Source organism: Pseudomonas citronellolis (assembly GCF_900112375.1).
GTDB classification, from domain to species: domain Bacteria; phylum Pseudomonadota; class Gammaproteobacteria; order Pseudomonadales; family Pseudomonadaceae; genus Pseudomonas; species Pseudomonas citronellolis.
Window position 1 is genome coordinate 16,650 of the sequence record NZ_FOLS01000017.1, and the last position, 22,138, is coordinate 38,787.

21 protein-coding genes are annotated in these 22,138 nt (G+C 68.8%); 10 read left to right on the top strand and 11 right to left on the bottom strand.

From position 1 onward, the window contains the following. Positions 1-31 precede the first annotated feature (31 nt). The 6 genes from BM060_RS16840 to BM060_RS16865 all read right to left on the bottom strand — a co-directional run bounded on the left by BM060_RS16840 (position 32) and on the right by BM060_RS16865 (position 5,883). A complete protein-coding gene (locus tag BM060_RS16840; RefSeq protein WP_074981211.1) occupies positions 32-724 on the bottom strand; it encodes a substrate-binding periplasmic protein in 693 nt (230 codons plus the stop codon). Then, the gene (locus BM060_RS16845) at positions 721-2,094 is read right to left on the bottom strand and encodes a glutamine synthetase family protein (RefSeq protein WP_009613132.1); all 1,374 of its coding nucleotides are present in this window, start codon (positions 2,092-2,094) and stop codon (positions 721-723) included. The genes BM060_RS16840 and BM060_RS16845 overlap by 4 nt, the downstream gene beginning before the upstream one ends. Before the next feature lie 121 nt (positions 2,095-2,215). Next, positions 2,216-2,938, bottom strand: coding sequence for a type 1 glutamine amidotransferase (locus BM060_RS16850; RefSeq protein WP_058070075.1), 723 nt, complete (start codon positions 2,936-2,938; stop codon positions 2,216-2,218). Between the two features lie 10 nt (positions 2,939-2,948). Beyond that, the gene (locus BM060_RS16855; RefSeq protein WP_074981214.1) at positions 2,949-3,389 is read right to left on the bottom strand and encodes a flavodoxin domain-containing protein; all 441 of its coding nucleotides are present in this window, start codon (positions 3,387-3,389) and stop codon (positions 2,949-2,951) included. Then, the gene (locus BM060_RS16860; protein ID WP_074981216.1) at positions 3,386-4,666 is read right to left on the bottom strand and encodes an FAD-dependent oxidoreductase; all 1,281 of its coding nucleotides are present in this window, start codon (positions 4,664-4,666) and stop codon (positions 3,386-3,388) included. Before BM060_RS16860 ends, BM060_RS16855 begins: the two co-directional genes overlap by 4 nt. Next, positions 4,663-5,883 carry a cytochrome P450 gene (locus BM060_RS16865; RefSeq protein WP_058070073.1) on the bottom strand — a complete coding sequence of 407 codons (1,221 nt, stop codon included), beginning with the start codon at positions 5,881-5,883 and terminating at the stop codon, positions 4,663-4,665. Before BM060_RS16865 ends, BM060_RS16860 begins: the two co-directional genes overlap by 4 nt. A 284-nt stretch (positions 5,884-6,167) precedes the next feature. Between BM060_RS16865 and BM060_RS16870 the strand changes: the two genes are divergently transcribed. Next, entirely contained in the window at positions 6,168-6,848 is a 681-nt protein-coding gene (locus BM060_RS16870; protein WP_074981218.1) for a type 1 glutamine amidotransferase, read from the top strand. Positions 6,849-7,185: 337 nt separating this feature from the next. Here BM060_RS16870 and BM060_RS16875 read toward each other — a convergent pair whose 3' ends face one another. Further along, positions 7,186-8,679: an aldehyde dehydrogenase gene (locus tag BM060_RS16875; protein ID WP_074981221.1), complete on the bottom strand. Its 1,494-nt coding sequence runs from the start codon at positions 8,677-8,679 to the stop codon at positions 7,186-7,188. Positions 8,680-8,910: 231 nt separating this feature from the next. Here BM060_RS16875 and BM060_RS16880 point away from each other — a divergent pair, with 231 nt between their 5' ends. Together BM060_RS16880 and BM060_RS16885 are read left to right on the top strand one after the other, a co-directional pair. Next, positions 8,911-9,588 (top strand): YceH family protein, encoded by a 678-nt coding sequence (locus BM060_RS16880; RefSeq protein WP_074981223.1) that lies wholly within the window; start codon positions 8,911-8,913, stop codon positions 9,586-9,588. 97 nt (positions 9,589-9,685) lie between these two features. Then, positions 9,686-9,985 carry a hypothetical protein gene (locus BM060_RS16885; protein WP_074981224.1) on the top strand — a complete coding sequence of 100 codons (300 nt, stop codon included), beginning with the start codon at positions 9,686-9,688 and terminating at the stop codon, positions 9,983-9,985. 19 nt (positions 9,986-10,004) lie between these two features. On the opposite strand, the gene BM060_RS16890 is transcribed toward BM060_RS16885, so the two are convergent. From BM060_RS16890 to BM060_RS16900, 4 genes are all read right to left on the bottom strand, one after another. Then, positions 10,005-11,624 (bottom strand): NADP-dependent glyceraldehyde-3-phosphate dehydrogenase, encoded by a 1,620-nt coding sequence (locus BM060_RS16890; RefSeq protein ID WP_074981226.1) that lies wholly within the window; start codon positions 11,622-11,624, stop codon positions 10,005-10,007. Positions 11,625-11,754: 130 nt separating this feature from the next. Then, a complete protein-coding gene (locus tag BM060_RS32990) occupies positions 11,755-11,904 on the bottom strand; it encodes a hypothetical protein (RefSeq protein ID WP_167858389.1) in 150 nt (49 codons plus the stop codon). A gap of 36 nt (positions 11,905-11,940) precedes the next feature. Next, a complete protein-coding gene (locus tag BM060_RS16895) occupies positions 11,941-13,293 on the bottom strand; it encodes a GntP family permease (RefSeq protein ID WP_009613115.1) in 1,353 nt (450 codons plus the stop codon). A 74-nt stretch (positions 13,294-13,367) separates the two neighbouring features. Further along, entirely contained in the window at positions 13,368-13,889 is a 522-nt protein-coding gene (locus BM060_RS16900) for a gluconokinase (RefSeq protein ID WP_074981228.1), read from the bottom strand. A 204-nt stretch (positions 13,890-14,093) separates the two neighbouring features. On the opposite strand from BM060_RS16900, the gene gntR reads away from it, so the two are divergent. The 7 genes from gntR to BM060_RS16935 all read left to right on the top strand — a co-directional run bounded on the left by gntR (position 14,094) and on the right by BM060_RS16935 (position 22,137). Beyond that, positions 14,094-15,128, top strand: a complete 1,035-nt coding sequence (gntR, locus tag BM060_RS16905) for an HTH-type transcriptional regulator GntR (protein WP_074981230.1) — start codon at positions 14,094-14,096, stop codon at positions 15,126-15,128. A 255-nt stretch (positions 15,129-15,383) separates the two neighbouring features. Beyond that, positions 15,384-18,041, top strand: a complete 2,658-nt coding sequence (locus tag BM060_RS16910; RefSeq protein WP_074981232.1) for a bifunctional diguanylate cyclase/phosphodiesterase — start codon at positions 15,384-15,386, stop codon at positions 18,039-18,041. Positions 18,042-18,317: 276 nt separating this feature from the next. Then, positions 18,318-19,649 carry an OprD family porin gene (locus BM060_RS16915; protein ID WP_074981234.1) on the top strand — a complete coding sequence of 444 codons (1,332 nt, stop codon included), beginning with the start codon at positions 18,318-18,320 and terminating at the stop codon, positions 19,647-19,649. Between the two features lie 896 nt (positions 19,650-20,545). Continuing rightward, positions 20,546-20,893 (top strand): hypothetical protein, encoded by a 348-nt coding sequence (locus tag BM060_RS16920; protein ID WP_074981236.1) that lies wholly within the window; start codon positions 20,546-20,548, stop codon positions 20,891-20,893. Beyond that, positions 20,880-21,593: a ferritin-like domain-containing protein gene (locus BM060_RS16925; protein WP_074981238.1), complete on the top strand. Its 714-nt coding sequence runs from the start codon at positions 20,880-20,882 to the stop codon at positions 21,591-21,593. Before BM060_RS16920 ends, BM060_RS16925 begins: the two co-directional genes overlap by 14 nt. Positions 21,594-21,595: 2 nt before the next feature. Further along, positions 21,596-21,841: a hypothetical protein gene (locus BM060_RS16930; RefSeq protein ID WP_074981240.1), complete on the top strand. Its 246-nt coding sequence runs from the start codon at positions 21,596-21,598 to the stop codon at positions 21,839-21,841. Continuing rightward, positions 21,838-22,137: a hypothetical protein gene (locus tag BM060_RS16935; protein WP_074981242.1), complete on the top strand. Its 300-nt coding sequence runs from the start codon at positions 21,838-21,840 to the stop codon at positions 22,135-22,137. Before BM060_RS16930 ends, BM060_RS16935 begins: the two co-directional genes overlap by 4 nt. Position 22,138: the final 1 nt, after the last annotated feature.

Here is a 22,138-nt window from a genome sequence, read left to right on the forward strand (position 1 = left end):
CCCAGGGGGCGGCCGATTGCCGCGAGTTGTGTCAGAACGGGTAGGCCAGGCTCGGCATCCACTGCTGCCAGATGCGTTGCAGTTCACCGTCGGCCTTCAGCGCCGCCAGGGCGCTGTCCACCTCGTCCAGCCACGGCCCCTGGCCGCGCTTCACTGCGATGCCCCAGCGGTTGTGGGTGGGCACGCTGAAGCCGATGGCCAGGTCGGGCTCCTCGGCCAGCGGCACCAGTGCCACGTCGTCGTCCACCAGGGCGTCGATGTGGCCTTCGCGCAGGGCCCGGACCATGTCGCCGAGCACGTCGTCGGTGTCGCCGCCGAAGGGCACGGTGACGCAGCCTTCGAAGGTTTCCGCCAGGGCCATGTTGAGGCTGTTGGCTATCGCCCCGACGCGCTTGCCGACCAAGTCCGCCGGGCTGCGCACCAGGCTGCCGCGCAGCACCATCACCGCCTCGTCGAACACCGCGTAGGGCGCGGTGAAGTCGGCGAGGGTCAGGCGGTAGTTGGAGATGCCCTGGCCGCACAGCAGGATGTCGGCGTCGCCGGCCTGCAGCGCCGGGTAGAAGTCCGCCCAGTTGCGGTAGACGAACTGCGCTTCGCGGCCCAGGTGCTTGGCCAGGGCGCGGGCGACGTCGGACTCGTAGCCGTGGCGGTAGCCCTCGGCATCCTTGTGGAACAGCGGCGGGGCCGGCAGGTCGGCGCAGAGAACGCGCAATACGCCGCTCATGGCAGGTAGTCCATGTACATCTTGGCTTCCCACTCGGTGACGACGGAGCAGTAGCGCGCCCACTCGTCGGCCTTGAGGTCGCGGTACAGCTCGGCCATCGCCGGCGGCAGCGCGCCGCGCACCACGGCGTCCTCGTCGAAGGCCTGCACGGCTTCGCCGAGGGTCATCGGCATGCGCACGTTCTCGCGGGCGGCGGGGATGCTGTCGCTGTTGTCCGGGGCGCCCGGGTCGGTGCGGTTTTCCAGGCCGTCGCGGATGCCGGCCAGCAGCAGGGTGTGCGACAGGTAGGGGTTCACGCTGGCGTCGGGCAACTTGTATTCCAGGCGGCCGTTGGCCGACAGGCGCACGGTGCAGGTCTTGTTGTCCATGCCCCAGTTCAGGCGGTTGGGGGCGAACAGGCCGGCGTCCCAGAAGCGCTTGTAGGAGTTCACGGTGGAGGCCATCACCAGCATCGAGCCGGGGGCGTGGGCCAGCAGGCCACCGAGGGCGTGACGGCCGGTGTCGGTCAGGTGCAGTTCGCGGCGGCCGGCTTCGGCCAGCACGTTCTGCTCGCCGCGCCAGAGGCTGAAGTTGTGGTGGCAGCCGCTGCCCATGCTGCCGGTGGTGGGCTTGGGCATGAAGCTGGCGCGCACGCCGAACTCGTTGGCCACCTGGCGGCAGATCAGGCGATAGGTGACCAGGCGGTCGGCGGTGAGGTGGCAGTCGTCGAACATCCAGTTCAGTTCGAGCTGGCCCGGGTCCTCGTAGTCGCCCTCGATCATGTCCAGGCCCATGGCGCCGGCATACTGCATCACGCGCTGGAAGATCGGCCGCATGGTCTCCAGGTTGCCCAGGTGGTAGGCCGGGCTGGCGCCGGGGCGCACCTTGACCTCCAGCTTGTCGCCGAACCAGGTCATCTCCGGTTCGCAGCCGGTCTTCAGGCTCAGCCCGGTGTCGGCGGTGAAGGCCTTGTGGCTGTCGATCAGCAGGCCGCGGGCGTCGGTGGCCAGCACCTGGCCGGCCACTTCCTGGCGGTGGTCGGGCTCGTACAGGCGGCAGAAGAAGCTGCCGATGGACTTGTCCCAGGGCAGCACGTTGAAGCTGCTGACGTCGGGGATGGCGGTGAACTCCGCGGCCTGGGCGCCGCCACCGAGCAGCACGCCGGCGCGGGTGCTCTGCAGGTCGGAGAGCGCGGTGCGGTGGAACTGCACGCCCTTCTCCAGGTTGCGCAGCAGGTGCTTGGCCGGCACCACCTTGGCCAGCACGCGGCCGCTGAGGGTGACCACCTGGTAGTACAGGTACTCCACGCCGGATTCGCGGATGCGCGCGGCGAGGTCCTGGGCGACGGCGGAGCTGGTGTTGTATTCCTTGTGTAGATCGAGCGCTGTCATTTCGGGGTTCTCCTCGGGCAGCGGCAGGCAAGGCACGCTGCGATGGCGGATGAATTTAAATTTACAAACTGTGTTTATATGTTTTTGGGCGAAGAACGGAACCTCTCTGCGAAGTGCCGGGCTAGGGGATGAACGGGGAACAGGCCGGGCGGGCGTGTTCGCGGAAGAAGGCGGCGGCCCAGCGGGCGATCTGCCGGTTGTCCGGGCTCAGCCGCTGCAGCGATTCCCAGGCCCGCGCGGTGACGTCCGCCGGCAGCAGGCCGTTGCCGTAGCGGTCGAGCAGGGCGGCCAGGTAGTCCACGCTGAACTCCGGGTGGAACTGCACCGAGCGCGCCGGGAAGGCGTACTCCAGCACGCCGTGCGGGCAATGCGCGGAACCGCCGGCCACCCGCGCCTGCGGCGGCAGGCTGCTGACCTGATCCTGGTGGAACACCAGGGTGGCCGCGTCCTCCAGGCCCTCGGCGTCGTACCGGTAGGCCTGGGCGCCGACGCCCCAGCCGACCTCGGCGCGGGTGGTGCGGCCGTCGAAGGCGTCGGCCATGATCTGGTGCCCGAAGCAGATACCGAACACCGGCCGGCGCAGGCTGCGCAGACGCCGCAGCAGGGCCACCAGGTGCAGCATCCAGGGGCTGTGCTCGTAGCAGCTGTGGCGCGAGCCGGTCAGCAGGTAGCCGTCGAAGGCGGTGGCCTCGGGCAGCGGCTCGCCGCGCACCGCCGAGACGTAGGTGAAGTCCGCCTCGGGCAGCGCCGGGGCCAGCCAGCTTTCGATCATCGCCGGGTAGCTGCCGAAAGCGTCCTGCAGTTCCTCGGGGATCAGGCCGTTCTCGATGATGCACAGGCGCATGGCGTTCTCCTCAGATCTGCCCGAGCAGGCCCTTGGCCCAGGCCAGCGCCGCGTCGCCGGGCAGCTCGCCGCTGGAGGCGTCGTGCTGGCCGTGTTCGCCGACCTGCTGCGCGCCCAGTTCCACCAGGGCATCGGCGATGATCCGGCTGCCGCGGTTGAAGGTCTCGTAGAAGCTGTCGCCCAGGCCGAAGGTGGCGAAGCGCAGGCCGGCCAGGTCCGGGCGCTGGCCTTGCAGCGCGGCGTGGAACGGCTGGGCGCTGTTGGGCAGCTCGCCGTCGCCGTAGGTGGAGCAGACGATGACGTGGAAGTCCTGCGGGTTCAGCCCGGCCGGGTCGAACGCGGCCATGTCGCGGACCTGGGTGGGGTAGTCGGCGCCCATAGCGTCGGCGAGGTCGTCGGCGACCATCTCGGCGTTGCCGGTCTCGGTGCCGAAGAGGATGAGGATGTTCATGCGGGGTTCTCCTGGGGGCTGCGGGCAATGGCGAGCATGCCGGCGCGGTCGGTGATCTTGCGGCGCACGCGGCCGGGGGCGGCGGCCCGGGTTTCGGCGTGGTCGATGCGCTGCCACTGGGCGTAGCCGACGCCACGTTCGCGCAGCCCGGCGGGCAGGGCGGCGAGGCCGGGGCGGCCGTTGCGCGGCGTGGCCTGCTGGTCGGCGACCATGGCTTCGGCGACCAGGCGGGCGTCCTGGCGGTTTTCCGGGATGGTCCCGCGCGGGCCGCGACGCAGCCAGCCGACGCAGTAGAGGCCGTCGTCCAGGCGGCCCCGTTCGAGGTCGGCGCTGGCGCCCAGCAGGGCGTCGCGTTGCAGCAGGCCGTCGGCCGCTTCTTCGAAGCCGATGGCGCTGACCAGGCTGTCCACCTCCAGGCGCAGTTCGCGGCCGTCGGCGTGGCGCAGTTCCAGGGCTTCGACGCTTGCGGCGCCGTGAATGGCCTGGGGTGTCCAGCCGAAGCGGAACACCAGTTCGCGGCCCGCTGCCGGCTGCTCCTGCGCGGCCAGCGCACGCAGCACGTCCAGGCGCGCCTGCTCGGCGGCGTTGGCATAGGGGGCGTCTGCCGGCGGCAGGTCCTCGATGCGGATGCGCACCCCGGCCAGCTTGCCCAGCTCGCGCAGCATCACCGGGTCGAAGCGGGCCTGGGCGGCGGGCGAGCGGCCGAGGATGTCGATGCGCTCCACGCCTTCGGCCAGCAGCGCCAGCAGCGGCGCCTCGGCGATGTCGGAGCCGGCGAAGTCCTCGGCCGACTTGGCCAGCAGGCGCAGCACGTCGATGGCCACGTTGCCGTTGCCGACGATGGCCACGCGGCGGCCGAACGCCGGGGCGAAGCCGTGCTCGTCCGGGTGGCCGTTGAACAGCCGGGTGACGTGGCCGGAGCCGTAGACGCCGGGCAGCTCGTCGCCGGGGATGCCCAGGCGGCGGTCGCCGTACAGGCCGGTGGCGAGCACCACCAGGTCGAAGGCCTCGCGCAATTGCTCCAGGGACAGGTCGCGGCCCACTTCCAGGTTGCCGAGGAATGCCACGCCTTCGCGCTCGAACAGCCGCTCGAACTGCCGGCACACCGCCTTGGTGCCCTGGTGGTCCGGCGCCACGCCGTAGCGCACCAGCCCGAAGGGCGCGGGCAGGCGTTCGAGCAGCACGATCTGCGCGTCCGCCCAGTGCTTGCGCAGGGCCTGGGCCAGGTAGCAGGCCGAGGGCCCGCTGCCGACGATGGCTACGCTGGGCGCGTTCATTTCACCGGCACCGCGTCGAAGCGGATCGGCAGGCGGGTGGCGCCGGTGTTGCCGCTGTCCGGCAGCCATTCGGCCTCGCCGTTGGGCGCCGGATGCTTCAGGTGCTGGGCGAGCAGGGCCAGGGCCGCGGTCATGTCGCCGCGGGCGATGAAGTGGCCGATGCAGTGGTGCGCGCCGGCGCCGAAGCCGAAGTGCGGCAGGCGCTTGGCGGTGATGTCGAAGCTGGCGTCCTCGAAGGCGTGCGGGTCGCTGCCGGCGGCCTGGCTGAACAGGTGCACGGTGGTGCCCTTGGCGATGTGCAGGCCCTGGTATTCGAAGTCCTCCAGCGCCTCGCGGGTCACCCAGGTGACGGTCGGGCGCACGCGCATCACTTCTTCCACGGCGGCGCGGGCCAGTTCCGCGTCGTTGCCCAGCAGCTCCCATTGCGCGGGGTGCTGGAGGAAGGTGTCCATGGCCAGGCTGAGCTGGTTGCGGGTGGTGTCGATGCCGCCGAAGATCGCCAGGACGATCATGTCGTACAGCTCCTGGTCGCTGAGGGCGTTCTTGTCCTCTTCGTTGGCGCGCACCAGGCTGCTGAGGAAGTCCTCGCCCAGGCCGTTGCGCTTGAGCGCTTCCACCGCCTGGCGGGCGTAGCCGAACAGCTTGTCGGTGGCAGCGTTGATGCGCGCCTCGTCGCGCTTGAAGGTGACGCCCAGGGCCAGGCCCATCTCCACCGCCAGGTCGGCCAGGCCCTTCCATTCGCTGATCGGCAGGCCGAGCAACAGGCAGATCACCTGGGTGGCGTAGGGTTCGGCGAACTCGCTGACGAACTCGCACTCGCCGCGGCCTTCGAACTGCGCGATCAGGTCGCCGGCCAGGCGCTGGAAGTCCGGCATCATCTGCTTCACCAGCTTGGGCGCGAAGGCCGGGTTGGCCAGGCGGCGCAGGCGCGAATGGTCGGCGCCTTCCTTGCTCAGCAGCATGCGCATCCACCAGTCGGCGAAGCTGCCGCTGGCGTTGTTGTGCGCGGGCCAGGCGTAGCTGCCCTGGCGCAGGCGCTGGTCGCGCAGCAGCTTGTTCACCTCGTCGTAGCGCAGCACGGCGATGCCATAGGGCGTGCGGGCGAACCAGCTTTGCGCGCGGGCATCCATCACCGCCTGGGAGCGGATGGAGAAGCTCGGGTCGCTGACATCCAGGTAGGGCGCGTCATCGAGGCGGGTAGGGGCGCTGGTGGTCATTCGGACACCTCCGTTCTGGCGCTTGCCGCCGCTGGGCGGTGCGCTGTTGTTGTGATGGGCGATGCCGGGCGGCGCCGCCATCCGCCGTCGGTGGGCGGCGGGGGATGGATTTGAATTTAAAATATGGTTTCATAGTTTTCAACAGGCTTTTTTCGCCTTTCCGGTGCCATTTGGGTGGGGCTTGGCTGCTCGTGAAAGCAAGAGTCCAGGTTTCATGCGGGTTTCAGCGCAGCGGATGAGGCAAATAAAAAATCTGTTTTAAAATCTTTTAAGGAGAAAGCGCCATGAAACCATCCCGTGCCATCGCCGTGCTGCACGACGCCGCCGACGTCGCCGGCTGCCTGCCGGAGCTGTTCGCCGAGCAGGGCATCGACCTGGAGTTGCGCTGCGTAGAGGAAGGCCTGCCGCCGCCGGAGAGCCTGGAACTGCTGCTGGTGCTGGGCAGCCCCGAGTCGGCCTACGACCACCGCGTGCCCTGGCTGGGCGGCGAACTGGCCTGGTTGAAGGCCGTGCAGGCGCGCGGCGTGCCGACCTGGGGCATCTGCTTCGGCAGCCAACTGCTGGCCCGCGCCCTGGGCGGCGAGGTGTACCGCAACCGCCAGGCCGAGATCGGCTGGACGCCCATCGACACCCCGCAGGCGGACTGGGCCTTCCGTGGTCCGTGGCTGAATTTCCATTTCGACGCCTTCACCCCGCCGCCGGGTGCCACCCTGTTGGGCGCCACCGAGCTGGCGGCTCAGGCCTATAGCCATGGGCGCAGCCTGGGTGTGCAGTTCCACCCGGAGATCGATACGGAGATGTTCGATACCTGGATCGCCTACTGGCGGCGCAGTGAGGAGGGTCGGCGCTTCATGGCCGAGGCGGGGGATTTGCCGGAGCGGATTCGTGCGGAGATTGCCGAGCGGGAGGGGGTGAACAAGGGGAATTGCCGGGCGTTGCTGGGGGATTTTCTGGGGCGGTTGTGATTGGGGGCTTGGTGCTTTTGTAGGAGCGGAGCTTCTCCGCGATAGCCGTCATCTCCGGCGCGATTCGCGGATGAGATCCGCTCCTACGGATTGCCCCAGCACCGTGCCCACTGTAGGAGCGCGCCCTGCGCGCGAATCGCGGGCAGGGCCCGCTCCTACGGTGCCAGGAAGCACAGCTTTTCGTAGGATGGCGTTGAGCGAAGCGATACCCATCACCGCGGCCGCATGGGTTTCGCAAGCTCAACCCATCCTATGAGGAGCCTCGCCGGCCTGGACCGTAGGAGCGAGCTTGCTCGCTCCTACGAAAGGCGCCTCGACGCAGCCGGCAAGCGCCGCCTCAGAGCTTGATCCAAGTCGCCTTCAACTCGGTGTACTTGTCGAACGCATGCAGCGACTTGTCCCGACCATTGCCCGACTGCTTGAAGCCGCCGAAGGGCGCGGTCATGTCGCCGCCGTCGTACTGGTTCACCCACACGCTGCCGGCGCGCAGGGCGCGGGCGGTCTGGTGGGCCTTGGTGATGTCGCGGGTCCAGACCGCCGCGCCCAGGCCGTACTGGGTGTCATTGGCGATGCGGATGGCTTCCTCGGCGCCTTCGAACTCGATCACCGACAGCACCGGGCCGAAGATTTCCTCGCGGGCGATCTTCATGGCGTTGCTCACGCCGTCGAACAGCGTCGGCTCTACGTAGGTGCCGCCGGTTTCCTCCAGTACCTGGCGGCCGCCGGTCATCAGCTGGGCGCCCTCGGCCTTGCCGGCCTCGATGTAGCCCAGCACCTGCTCCAGCTGGCGGCCGTCCACCAGGGCGCCGACGTTGGTGTCCGGGTCCAGCGGGTGGCCGGCTTTCCAGCCTTTCAGGGCTTCCACCACCATGGGCACGAACTGCGCCTTGATGGATTTTTCCACCAGCAGGCGCGAGCCGGCGGTGCAGACTTCACCCTGGTTGAAAGCGATGGCCGCGGCCGCAGACTCGGCGGCGGCCTGCAGGTCCGGAGCGTCGCCGAAGACGATGTTCGGGCTCTTGCCGCCGGCCTCCAGCCACACGCGCTTCATGTTCGATTCGCCGGCGTAGACCAGCAACTGCTTGGCGATTTTGGTCGAGCCAGTGAACACCACAGTGTCCACGTCCATGTGCAGCGCCAGGGCCTTGCCCACGGTGTGGCCGTAGCCCGGCAGCATGTTGAGCACGCCCTTGGGCAGGCCGGCGTCCAGCGCCAGCTGGGCGATGCGGATGGCGGTCAGCGGCGAGCGCTCGGACGGCTTGAGGATCACCGAGTTGCCGGTGGCCAGGGCCGGGCCGAGCTTCCAGCTGGCCATCATCAGCGGGAAGTTCCACGGCACGATGGCGGCGACCACGCCCACCGCTTCGCGGGTGACCAGGCCGAGCTGGTCGCGCGGGGTGGCGGCCACTTCGTCGTAGACCTTGTCGATGGCCTCGCCGCTCCAGCGGAGGCTGTCCACCGCGCCGGGCAGGTCGACGTTCAGCGAATCGCCGATGGGCTTGCCCATGTCCAGGGTTTCCAGCAGCGCCAGCTCCTCGGCGTGCTCCTCCAGCAGCTCGGCGAAGCGCACCAGCACGGCCTTGCGCGCGGCCGGCGCCTGCTGCGACCAGGTGCCTGCCTCGAAGGCGGCGCGGGCGCTTTGCACGGCGTGCTCGGCATCGGCGGCGTCGCAGCTGGCGACCTTGGCCAGCAGGCGCCCGTCCACCGGGCTGAGGCAGTCGAAGGTGGCGCCGTCGGCGGCGTCGCGGTACTGGCCGTCGATGAAGGCGCGGCCTTCGATGCGCAGTTGGCTGGCGCGGGCTTCCCAGTCGGCTCGGGTCGCTTGGGTCATGGTGGGGTCGCTCCTGATCGTTGTTGTGGTGTGGGTGGCCGCCGGATGGGCGAGCCGAATAATACATATGAGACCATATCTTAAGCCCTCGCCAGTGCCAATAGTCGCCTGCGAAGCGCTATCGGTCAGCCGCCAGCAAGGCGGCCCGGCATGAGGCGCGACGCCATGGAGGGTGCCAAAGCCGACGGACGCGGCTAGGCTAAGGGCCTCGACGCGACCTCTGGAAACAACATGAACGAAGAATCCACAAGCCTGCCCGAGCGCGACCCCCTCAGCGCGGTGGACATCCGCGTGCTCGGTAGCCTGATCGAGAAGCAGCTGACCACGCCGGAAACCTATCCGCTGACGCTCAACGCCCTGGTCACCGCCTGCAACCAGAAGACCAGCCGCGAGCCGGTGATGGACCTCAACCCCGGCCAGGTCGGCCAGGCCCTGCGCAAGCTGGAGGGCCTGGAGATGGTGCGCCTGGTGATGGGCAGCCGCGCCGACCGCTGGGAGCAGCGCCTGGACAAGGCGCTGGAGCTGGTCAAGCCGCAGTGGGTGCTGCTCGGCCTGCTGTTCCTGCGCGGCCCGCAGACGCTCAACGAGCTGCTCACCCGCAGCATGCGCATGCACGACTTCGACGACACCGAGGAAGTCCGCCACCAGCTGGAACGCCTGGCCGCCCGCGGCTTCGCCGTGCAGCTGGAACGCCAGAGCGGCCAGCGCGAGGACCGCTACATGCACCTGCTGGGCAGCGCCGCCGACCGCGAGGCGGCCATCGCCGCCAGTGGCCGTGGCGCCCCGGCGCCGCGCGGCGAGCACAGCGTGCAGGACGAGGCGCGCATCCTCGAACTGGAGGCCCGCGTGGCCGCCCTGGAGGAACGCCTGGCGCGCCTGGAACAGGACCGCGACAACGGTTTGGACTGAAACCAACGATGGCCATGGAAACGGCCGGATAAGCATTCTTTAAGAATTCGTCCGCATAGTGCCAGGACCGTTTTCATGGCTGCACAGGGGAGCTTCCATGGGGCCCAGACTTTCGCAGGCGCTGCTGGTGTCGGTGCTGTGCCAGCTGTCCGAAAGCCAGCCGCGCTCGCTCGCCGAGTTGAGCGGGCAGCGCGAGAACAACCTGCTGGCGATCCGCGAGCTGTTCCGCCAGGGGCGCATCACCGGCGTGCTGCGTGACGATCCCTTCGGCGCCGAGGACGCGCAGGGCCCGCTGCTCTGCGATGCCGAGCGGCTGCGCCTGCGCCGTCCCTACGCGCTGCAGGTGGAGGAGCTGAACGAGCAGGCGCCGCCGACCGAGACACTGATCCGTATCTAGGGCGGCGCCTGCGCAGGCTTCAGAAGATGTAGTCGGTAGTCAGGAAGTTCGACTCGCGGCCCTGGATGATCTCGCTGATCAGCGCCTTGTTGGCGGCATTGAAGCGCGTCGCCACCAGGGTGCGGATGGAGAAGGTGCGCAGCGCGTCGTGCACCGACAGGGTGCCCTCGGCGGAGTTCTTGCGGCCGTTGAACGGGTAGCTGTCCGGGCCGCGCTGGCACTGGGCGTTGATATTGATGCGGCCGACCTGGTTGGCGAAGGCGTCCACCAGCCGGCCGACCTGCTCGGGGTCGCTGCCGAACAGGCTCAGCTGCTGGCCGTAGTCGGACTGCAGCACGTAGTCGATCACTTCCTCCAGCTCGCGGTACGGCACCACCGGCACCAGCGGGCCGAACTGCTCCTCGTGGTACAGGCGCATCCGTGCCGTCACCGGGCTGAGCAGCGCCGGGTAGAAGAAGCTCTCGCGCGACTGGCCGCCACCGGCGTTGATCACCCTGGCGCCTTTCTCCAGGGCGTCTGCCAGCAGGCCGTTGAGGTAGTCCACCTTGCCCGGCTCGGGCAGCGGCGTCAGGGCCACGCCCGGCTCCCAGGGCATGCCCGGCTTGAGCTGGGCCAGGCGCGCGCTGAACTTGTCGAGGAAGCCCTGCAGCACGCTTTCGTGGACGAACAGGATCTTCAGCGCGGTGCAGCGCTGGCCGTTGAACGACAGCGCGCCGGTGATGGCTTCTTCCACGGCGTTGTCCAGGTCCACCTGCGGCAGGACGATGCCGGGGTTCTTCGCGTCCAGGCCCAGGGCCGCGCGCAGGCGGTGCGGGCGCGGGTGCAGGCGCTTGAGGTCGGCGGCGCCCTTGTGGGTGCCGATGAAGGCGAACACGTCCACTTTGCCGCTGGCCATCAGCGCCGAGACGGTTTCGCGGCCGCGGCCGTAGATGATGTTGATCACCCCCGGCGGGAAGCTGTCGCGGAAGGCCTCCAGCAGCGGGCGCATCAGCAGCACGCCGAACTTGGCCGGCTTGAAGACCACGGTGTTGCCCATGATCAGCGCCGGGATCAGCGTGGTGAAGGTCTCGTTCAGCGGATAGTTGTACGGGCCCATGCACAGCGCCACGCCCAGCGGCACGCGGCGGATCTGGCCGAGGGTGCCCTGTTCCAGCTCGAAGCGGCTGGAGCGGCGGTCCAGGTCCTTGAGCGCGTCTATGGTGTCGACGATGTAGTCGCAGGTGCGGTCGAATTCCTTCTCCGAATCCTTGAGGTTCTTGCCGATCTCCCACATCAGCAGGCGCACCACCGCCTCGCGCTGTTCGCGCATGCGCGCCAGGAAGGTCTCCACGTGCTGGATGCGCTCGGCCACCCGCAGGTTGGGCCACAGGCCCTGGCCGTTGTCGTAGGCGGCCACGGCAGCGTCGAGGGCGGCCAGCGCGGCGTCGGCGTCCAGCAGCGGGGTGCTGCCGAGGATCACCTGGCGCTCGCCCTCGGCGCTCTTCAGGAAGATCGGGCTGCGCACCGGCGCCAGCGGGCCGTCCCAGCGGCGCAGTTGGCCGTTCACCAGGTAGTCGCGTTGCTCGACCGGGGCGTCGGGGCGCCAGGCCTCGGGGATGTCGTCGATGGCGGGGAACAGGGTGTCGAGGTTGTGGCTCATGGTTCCTCCCTCAGGAACGGGCGCTGCTGGGGCAGAAGGGAAGGGCGCCCGGAATGTTGTTTTTAGCCTGGATCGGCCTGAAGGTGAATCGTTTCAGCTTGCGTTCGTCGGAAAGCCCGGCGAAGGGCTTTCAGTGGGCGCGGCCGGATGGGCGGGGCGCGGCTGGCGCCCTGGCCTCGCCGAGCAGCTCCTGCTGCTCGGCATAGCGCTCGCGCACGTCGAAGTCGCGCGGCCAGTCGTTGGCGGGGGAGGGCTTGCGCCCGGGGGCTCGGGTGGACATCGGCGGTACTCCTTTCACGGGGAAAGCCGGTGGTCCTCAGACCACCAGCGAAAGCAGCAGGATGAACACCAGGCCGACCACGGAGAGGATGGTCTCCATGGCCGTCCAGGTCTTGAAGGTCTCGGCGACGCTCATGTTGAAGTACTGCTTGACCAGCCAGAACCCGGCGTCGTTGACGTGGGAGAGGATCAGCGAGCCGGCGCCGGTGGCCAGCACCAGCAGCTCGCGGTTGACCCCCGGGATCATGCCCACCACCGGCACCACGATGCCGGCGCCGGTGATGGTGGCGACCGTGGCGGAACCGGTGGCGACGCGGATCACCGCCGCCACCAGCCAGGCCAGCAGGATCGGCGAAATCTGCGCGTGCACGGCCAGGTGGCCGATCACGTCGCCCACGCCGCTGGCCACCAGCATCTGCTTGAAGCCGCCGCCGGCGCCGATGATCATCACGATGGCCGCGGTGGGCGCCAGGCTCTGGTCGAGCAGCTTGAGAATCTGCTGCGAGCCGAAGCCGCGGGCGTAGCCGAAGGTGTACAGGGCCAGCAGCAGCGCCAGCAGCAGGGCGGTGATCGGGTGGCCGATCATGTCCATCCAGGCGCGGAAGGCGTGGCCGTCGGGCAGCAGCACGTCGGCGAAGGTCTTCAGCAGCATCAGGAACACCGGCAGCAGCACGGTCAGCAGGGTGATGCCGAAGCTGGGCAGGTTGCTGGTCTCCGGCTCATGGGCGATCTGCGCCACCAGTTCCTCGGAGGGGCTGCCGGGGATCACCCGGGCGATCCAGGCGCCGAACAGCGGGCCGGCGATGGCCGCGGTGGGCAGCGCGACGATCAGGCCGTAGAGAATGGTCTTGCCGATGTCGGCGCCGAACACGCCGATGGCCAGCAGCGGGCCCGGGTGCGGCGGCACCAGCCCGTGCACCGCGGAAAGGCCGGCCAGCAGCGGGATGCCGATCTTGATCAGCGACACGCCGCTGCGCCGCGCGACGATGAACACCAGCGGGATCAGCAGGATGAAGCCGATCTCGAAGAACAGCGGAATGCCCACCAGGAAGGCCGCCAGCATCATCGCCCAGTGCACCTTGCGCTCGCCGAAGGCGTCGATCAGGGTGCGGGCGATCTGATCGGCGCCGCCGGACTCGGCCATCATCTTGCCGAGCATGGTGCCCAGGGCGAGGATCACCCCGACGAAGCCGAGCACTCCGCCGAAGCCATCCTGGAAGGCCTTGACGATCTGCGCCACGGGCATGCCCGAGGTCAGGCCGAGGAAGCCGGCGGCGATGATCAGGGCGAGGAAGGGGTGGATCCTGAAGCGGGTGATCAGCACGATCAGGCCGATGATGGTGACCAGCGCATCCAGCAGCAGATAGGTGTCGTGGGACAGACCGAACATGGCGGGGCTCCCTTGTCGTTGTTTTTACGGGCGTTTTGGGATAGCGCTGTCTTCAGCGCGCGGCAAAAAACGGTTCAGGCCGGCTCGTGGGCGCGCCACCAGGCCAGGGCCTGCTCGACGATGCGTTCCACCGGCAGGGTGGCATCGACGGCGAGGGTCAGCGGTTCGTCGTGGGGCGGTTCCAGGGCGGCGAACTGGCTGTCCACCAGGGTCGCCGGCATGAAGTGCCCGGGGCGTTCGGCGACGCGGCGCGCGGCTTCCTCGCGGGGCAGTTCGAGGAACACCACGCCAAGGCCCGGCACGGCCTCGCGCAGGCGTTCGCGGTAGGCCAGCTTGAGCGCCGAGCAGGTCAGCACCGGGCGCCGGCCGGCGGCCACGGCCTGGCGCAGCAGCTCGGCCAGGGTGGCCAGCCAGCCGGCGCGGTCGTCGTCGGTCAGGGGGATGCCGGCGCTCATCTTGCGGATGTTCTCGGCCGGGTGGAAGGTGTCGCCTTCGATCTCGTGGGCGCCGCTGGCGCGGCATAGCGCCTGGCTGACGCTGGTCTTCCCGCAACCGGAGACACCCATGATCAGCAGGGCGTGGATGGGGGGGAGCATATCGCACCTCGGTGGGGAGACAGCGCTGTCTTTAAAAGTCGAAGCCAAAAGCATGGGGCTGCCTCCGCTTTCTTGTCATTCTAGTGCTTGCGTATGGTGTCCGCGGTTTTTCCGCCACAGCGCGATCCGGGGCTTTCAGGCAATTGCCGGGCTCGCGAGACAGCGCTACCTTAGTGCCTCGATTTTCGTTTGGCAAGCCAGCCGATGTCCTCACAGAAGAAGAACGACAAGCACTCCCGCGCCAGTGGCCGCCCCACCCTGAACGAAGTGGCGCAGCGCGCCGGCGTCAGCCCCATCACCGCCTCCCGCGCCCTGCGCGGCGTCAGCAGCGTCGCCGAGGCGCTGGTGCTGAAGGTCCGCGAGGCCGCCGCCGAGCTGGGCTACGTGGCCAACCCCGCGGCGCGGGCGCTGGCCTCGGCGCAGAGCCACAGCGTGGTGGTGCTGGTGCCGTCGCTGTCCAACCAACTGTTCGTCGACACCCTGGAGGCCATCCACGGCGTGCTGCGGCCCCAAGGCCTGGAAGTGCTGATCGGCAACTTCCACTACTCGCGCGACGAAGAGGAGGACCTGATCCGCAACTACCTGGCCTACCAGCCGCGCGGCCTGCTGCTCACCGGCTTCGAGCGCACCGAGAGCGCGCGACGGATGGTCGAGGCCAGCGGCGTGCCCTGCGTCTACATGATGGACCTGGACCACAGCCCCGGCCTGCACTGCGTGGGCTTCTCGCAGATCGCCGCGGGCATGGCCGCCGCCGAACACCTGCTGGCCGGCGGGCGCAAGCGCCTGGCCTACGTCGGCGCGCAGCTGGACCAGCGCACCCTGCTGCGCGGCGAGGGTTTCCGCCGCGCCCTGCAGAAGGCCGGCTGCTACGACCCGGCGCTGGAGATGCTGACGCCGCGGCCGTCCTCGGTGGGCCTGGGCGGCGAGCTGTTCCGCCAGTTGCTGGCCGCGCGGCCGGACGTGGAGGGCATCTTCTTCGGCAACGACGACCTGGCCCAGGGCGCCCTGCTGGAAGCGTTGCGCCAGGGCATCGCGGTGCCGCAGCAGGTCGCCGTGGTCGGCTTCAACGACCTGCCCAGCTCGGCCTACATGGTGCCGCGCCTGTCCAGCATCCGTACCCCGCGCGAGGCCATCGGCCGCCGCGCCGCCGAGACGCTGCTGGCGCTGATCGCCGCGCGGCCGATCGCCGAGCCGGTGCAGGACCTGGGCTTCGAACTGATGGTGCGCGAGAGCAGTTGAAACATGCACAGGGTATTTCTGCCGATCTCGATGTGTCCGCTGCCGCCGCGCTTCATTTCCCGGGCCTTGCGGTCGCCCTGTTTCACGGCCGGCCAGAGCGCGTTGCAGAGCGCCCCGCCCGGCGCTCGACGGCCGGTACTGGGGAATGCCGCCGGTCTGCCGATAAGCACCGGTATCCTCCCGGTGGTTGATCGGATGATGGCTAAGTGACATAACCGGGTTCGACACTCTCGCTGCAGTCACAGACGGATCTACATGACCAGCAATTTCGATGTCTTCACCCACGCCCGGGGAGGCTCGCGCCGGCAGCGCATCGGCGTGCTCTTCTATGCCGGCGTGCTGTTGGTCCTCACGTTGCTGGTCGGGCTGAGCGGCTGGAGCGTGTACCGCGACTACCGCAGCAGCACCGACCAGGTGCGGCAGAACCTCTCGGCGCTGGCCCGCTCGCTGGAGGGCTACATCAGCGCGCTGCTGCTGCAGAGCTACGGCAGCATCTACGCGGTGTCGGAGGACCTGCAGGGCCTGGCCGAGGTCGCCGACGCCGGCCAGGTGCGCGAGAAGCTGGCGCAGGCGATGCGCTACGACCCGGTGTCGACCTACCTGTTCGTGCTCCGCGACGGCCACCTCTACGCCGTGGACGGCCACGGCCAGCCGGCCGAGGAGCACCTGCGCCCGCTGCTCGCCCTGGGCGACCTGCCGGCCAGCGAGCGCCCGGCCTTCGGCCACACGCTGCGCGGCCCCAACGGTGCCTTCCTGCTGCCGATGTACGTCGGCCAGCGCGGCGCCGACGGCCGCATCCAGCGCGTCGGCGCGCTGATCGACACCGACCGCGTCGGCGACCTGCTGCGCCGCCTGGGCCTGGCCGAGCACATGAACGCCGGCATGTTCGACAACTTCGGCACCGTGCTCTACCGCACCCCCGACACCCTGAATTCCGTCGGCCGCCGCCTGCCGGAGTGGTCGCCGCTGTTCCCGCGCCTGGGCCGCTCGGACTTCGCCCTGGTCGAGGGCCGCAGCATCAGCGGCGAGCCGTCGCTGTTCGCCGACGCGCCCTCGGCGAGCTTCCCGATCCACGCCGTGGTCGGCCAGGCCTCGGCCAGCTACCTGCAGCCCTGGCTCAAGCGCGCCGGCTTCAGCGCGGTGCTGCTGGCCATCTGCGCCCTGGCCCTGGGCCTTTCCGCCTGGCAGCTGCGCCGGCTGATCGGCGAGATCAGCCAGAACGGCCGCTTCTACCGCCAGCTGTTCACCAACATCAACGACGGCGTGCTGCTGATCGGCGTGGACGGCCGGGTGCGCGCCACCAACGAACGCGCCGCGCGCATGTTCGGCGTCGACTCGCCGGAGCGCCTGATCGGCCTGCTGCCCTCGGAGCTGTCGCCGGAGTGCCAGCCTGACGGGCGCCTGTCGCTGGTGGCCAGCCGCGCCAACCTGGAAGGGCTGCTCAGCGGCGAGCTGCGCGAGGTGGACAGCGAGTGGCAGTTCCTGCGCCGCGACACCCGCCTGCCGTTCGACTGCGAGGCCCACGTCACGCGCTTCAGCTGGCAGCAGAACGCGCTGTTGCTGGTGGTGCTGCACGACATCACCGAACGCAAGCGCTACCTCGCCGAGCAGGAATACCTGGCCAACCACGATTCGCTCACCGGCCTGCCCAACCGCTACTGGCTGGGCCGCCACATCGAGCAGCGCATCGCCCGCGGCAGCGGGCGCTTCGCCGTCCTGCTGCTGGACATGAACCGCTTCAAGGAAGTCAACGACACCCTCGGCCACCAGCACGGCGACGGCGTGCTGCAGCAGGTGGGCGCGCGCCTGGGCGCCTGGCTGCGCACCCAGGAGGCCGGCATCGCCCGCCTGGGCGGCGACGAGATGGCGGTGATCACCCGCGAGCTGGACGACGAGCGCGGCGTGCCCGGGCTGTGCCAGGGCATCGCCCGGGTGCTGCGCCAGCCGCTGTCCGCCGGCGGCATCCAGCTGGAGCTGTCGGCCAGCATCGGCGTGGCTCTCTACCCGGACCACGGCGACACCCCCGGCGACCTGCTGCGCTGCGCCGACATCGCCATGTACCAGGCCAAGCACGGGCGCCGCGACTTCCTGCTCTACCAGCGCTGCGACGACACCTACACCCCCGAGCGCCTGGCCTTGCACACCTGGCTGGGGCGGGCCATCCGCGAGGGCGGGCTGCAGTTGCACTACCAGCCCAAGGTGAGCCTGGCCGACGGCCAGGTGATCGGCTTCGAGGCCCTGCTGCGCTGGGAGCACCCCGAGCGCGGCATGATCCCGCCCGGCGAATTCATCCCCATGGCCGAATCCACCGAGCTGATCCACCCGCTCACCCGTTGGGTGCTGGACGAGGCCCTGCGCCAGCTGCGCGCCTGGAGCGAGCACGGCCTGGAAACCTGCATGGCGGTGAACATCAGCGCCAACAACCTGCGCAACCCGCACTTTGTCAGCGAACTGCAGGGCCTGCTGGCCCGCCACGGCATCGCCGGCTCCCTGGTCGAGCTGGAAGTCACCGAAGGCACCCTGCTGGAAGACCCGGAGATGGCCCTGCGCAGCCTGCAGGCGATCCGCGACCTGGGGGTGACCCTGTCGATCGACGACTTCGGCACCGGCTACTCGTCCCTGGCCTACCTCAAGCGCCTGCCGGTGCAGGTGCTGAAGATCGACCGCACCTTCGTCTCGGGCATGGCCGACAACTTCTCCGACGCCATGATCGTGCAGTCGACCATCGCCCTCGGGCACAACTTCGGCATGCAGGTGGTGGCCGAAGGCGTGGAGGACGCGGCCACGGCCACCGCCCTGGCGCGGCTGGGCTGCGACATCGCCCAGGGCTACCACTTCGGCCGCCCGATGGGCGCCGCCCAGGTGATGGACTGGCGCCTGCAGCGCCAGCTGGAAGCCCTCGGCCTGAGCTGAGGCGCGCCGTATGGTGCGCGGACAAGGTCTGACAATTGTTACGTATTTGTTAAAAGACCTTTGTCCATATCCGGATTCAAATAGCGCTTCGATCCGGCATCATGTCCCCACTCCGCCAGGGGAATAGAGCGGGGCGCGGAAGTACTTCCACTACAGAAACTTACGTTCGCTCGACCATGACTGTTACGCATGGCCGAACATTTGTGCCTGCCTACAAGAAAAGTCGGCCATCACGCTTACCACTGGCCGGCACTCCAAGACTCAAGGGGCAACTCCATGAAGCACCTCAAACGCAGCATGCTCGTGCTCGCCGTTTCCACCGCCGCCATGCAACTGGCCCAGGCCGAACCCTTCGTCAGCGACCAGGCCGACGCCAAGGGCTTCCTCGAGGACAGCCACCTCGACCTGCTGCTGCGCAACTTCTACTACGACCACGACGGCAAGAACGGCGCCGGCGACCAGCGCGACTGGACCCAGGGCATCTTCGCCACCTACAGCTCCGGCTACACCCAGGGCACCGTCGGCTTCGGCGTCGACGCCTTCGGCTACCTGGGCATCAAGCTCGACGGCGGCTCCGGCACCGCCGACAGCGGCAACCTCCCGGTGGACCGCCACGGCAACCCCGAGGACGACTACGGCAAGGCCGGCGGCGCGCTGAAGGTGCGCATCTCCAAGACCGAGTTGAAGTTCGGCGACATGCAGCCCACCGCCCCGGTCTTCGCCGCCGGCGGCACCCGCCTGATGCCGCAGACCGCCAAGGGCTTCGCGCTGATGAGCAGCGAGCTGCAGGGCCTGGACCTGGAAGCCGGCCACTACACCGCCGCCACCAGCCCGGTGACCACCAGCCACACCGGCGGCATCTGGGCCACCTACGCCAACGTCGAGGCCGACAGCGCCGACTTCGTCGGCGGCCGCTACGCCATCACCCCGGACCTGAGCGTGTCGCTCTACGCCGCCGAGCTGGAAGACATCTGGCGCCAGTACTACGGCAACGCCAACTACAGCCTGGCGCTGGGCGGCGACCAGTCGCTGGGCTTCGACTTCAACATCTACCGCACCAACGACTACGGCCAGGCCAAGGCCGGGCGCATCGACAACACCGCCTGGTCGTTCGCCACCGCCTACTCCTTCCTGCAGGCGCACACCCTGACCCTGGCCTTCCAGAAGGTGCAGGGCGACACCCCGTTCGACTACGTGGGCTTCGGCGACAACGGCGCGGGCGCCGCCGGCGACTCGATCTTCCTGGCCAACTCGGTGCAGTACTCCGACTTCAACGGCCCGGGCGAGCGCAGCTGGCAGGCCCGCTACGACCTGGCGATGGACACCTACGGCGTGCCCGGCCTGAGCTTCATGGCCCGCTACATCAACGGCACCAACATCAACGGCGAGCACATGGCCGCCGACAGCCCGTACCGCGGCTACGGCTATGGCAGCGACGGCAGCCACCACGAAACCGACGTGGAAGCCAAGTACGTGGTCCAGTCCGGCCCGGCCAAGGACCTGTCCTTCCGTGTGCGCCAGGCCTTCCACCGCGGCAACGCCGACCAGGCCGAGGCCGACAACAACGAACTGCGGCTGATCGTCGACTATCCGCTGTCGATCCTCTGATGCGCCGCTCTCTTGGGGAAGTTGCCGCGCGATGATCGCAGCTTCCCCAAGAGTTCCCCGCAGATTGTTACGTTTTCGCTGAAGGTGTTTCCCAGGACAGGGAATTTATCTGAGGCCGGCTGGTCGTTAACGTATTACCCATCCGATTCGGCCCGCTGCGTAGCGGTTCTTCCCGAATCCCTGCTCCTGACGTTGATTAAATCGTGATTGCTCAATTCAACGTCCTTCCAGCCGCTCCGCCAGGGGCGGCTTTTTTTTGCTGGTGGGTTTGTGTGGGGATGGGGAGGGGGCTGTTTTCTGGGCTCTCGCGTTTGCGGGAGTGACGGGATGGAAGGATGGTGCCCGACTTCAACGCCACTCAGGACAGCCCCCTCTCCCGCTTGCGGGAGAGGGTTGGGGAGAGGGCGCTCTTGAACCCAGCACCTACACCACCGGGAAACCCCGTTCGCGAGCAAGCTCGCTCCTACGAAGAGCGCCTCGGCGCGGCCTGCAAGACAGACCACCCACGTCATTCCCATTGTAGGAGCGGGCCCTGCTCGCGAATCGCGCGCAGGGCGCGCTCCTACAGGTAGGCATCGAGACCCCTGGGACGCACGGATGTAGGAGCGGACTCCGTCCGCGATTGGATTCCCCGACCACGCCGGCCGCCCCGGTGGCACGGATAGTCCCCGCCCGGCTTTCGCTCCCACCCCGCCTTACATCCGAAATCCCCGCCACCCAACGTGCTTATTTGATCGCCGTCAATTGCGAATCATTTGCGTAGAACTAGCGTGAGCCACGAGGGCCGGCGAATTCGAAGAATCATCGAATTGTCGATCAGCCCCTTCCGAATCGTTTGAGAGTGATCTCCGACTGTCTTCGGGAATTTTCGAGCCGCCTTTGAGGGAGGTATCGGGATGGTCGGATTCGAAACGCTCCTCGCGCTCTTGCCGAAGGTTCGCGTGGTTCATCACATTCCCGGGCGTATTCGCCTGAAGCTGGTGGACCTGGAGTTGCCTTCCGCCGCCCGCCTGCCGGAGCGTGGCGCCTTGCGCAAGGTCGATGACATCGCCGCACGCATTCCCGGCGTGCGTTCTCTGCGGCTCAACCCGCTAGCGCGTTCCTGTGCCGTGGAGTACGACCCGCGGATCATTCCCGAGCAGGCCTGGGGCGATCTTCTTGCTGGTACCCGCTCGCCGGCGGCCCGCATCCTGGAAGACATCCTGCTCGACAGCTACCGGGAGATCGTCGATGCGCAACTATGACGAGCCGATCCTGCGCGGGCGCCAGCTGCAACCCGCCGCGCCCTTCCCGATCCTGCACCAGGCGGTGCGCATCGCCCTGTACGACGAATACGCCGCGCGCAGTTTCTACGCCCGGGTGGTGGAGGCGTTCGGTGAGCGACCGCCGTTCCCCGCCGTGCTGCGCGACCAGGAACGGCACATCCAGACGCTGTCGGCGTTGGCCGCGCGGTTCGGCATTCCCCGGCCGCTAGACCCCTTCCCGGCGGAGACCGCCATCGAGCCGACCTGGCTGGCCAACTGCATGCGCGCGGTGGTGGGCGAGAGCGCCAACGTCCGCCTCTACGACTACCTGCTGGCCCACGTGCGCCAACCCGAGGTGCGCCGGGTGTTCCTCGACCTGCAGGCCGCCGCTTCCGCCAACCACCTGGCGGCGTTCCGCGAGGCGGCCATCGATGCCTTCGACCAGGAGCGCTACCACGCCGGCAAGGGCGTTCCGCCGCAGGAGGCCTACGCCAGCCATGGCCCGATTTCCGATTTCACCGAATACCTGATCGCCCACCTCAGCGGCCAGGGCGGCCTGCTGGGCCTGGCCGGCCCCTTGCTGCGGCGCGTCAACCCGGTGCTGCTGGCCGGCGTGGCCGTCGGCGGCGGCGGTGTCTACCTGTGGAAACACCAGCGCGCAAATCCTGCACACCCTGCACACCCTGAAGAGGAGAACTGACCATGCAGCCACTGATTTCCTTCGCCGCAGGGGTGGTGGCCGGGGCCGTCGCCCTGCGCCTGATCCGCCGCGGCAAGGCGGCGAGAACCGCCGAAGAACCGCCAACGGCCGAACCGGCGCCGGTGCCCGTCGTGGTGCCCAAGGCCGCGCGCCGGCCCGCCGCGAACAAGGCCGCGGCGGCGAAGAAACCCGCCGCCCACCCGCGCAAGGCCACCCGGCCTGCGCCCGCCACGGAGCCGGGGGCATGAAAGCCTATCCGGTGGTGCGCGGGGCGGGGTGGAATGACGCCAACTTCGCCAAGGGCTTCGTTACCAGCGCCTGCCTGTCCGCCTTCCAGGATGCCAGCGGGCAGCCCGACCTGCGGCGGGTGGCGCGCCATGCCCTGCAGGGCGGCACCGCGCTGTGCGCCGGCACCCTCGCGGCGCGGGCGCTGCAGCGGCAGGAATACGCACGGGCGCTGTTCGCCGGCATGGCCGGGGCGGTGGGCGTGATGCTTGTGGAACGTTGGCTACGCGACGGGGCACGGCCCTGTCAGGAGAACTGAG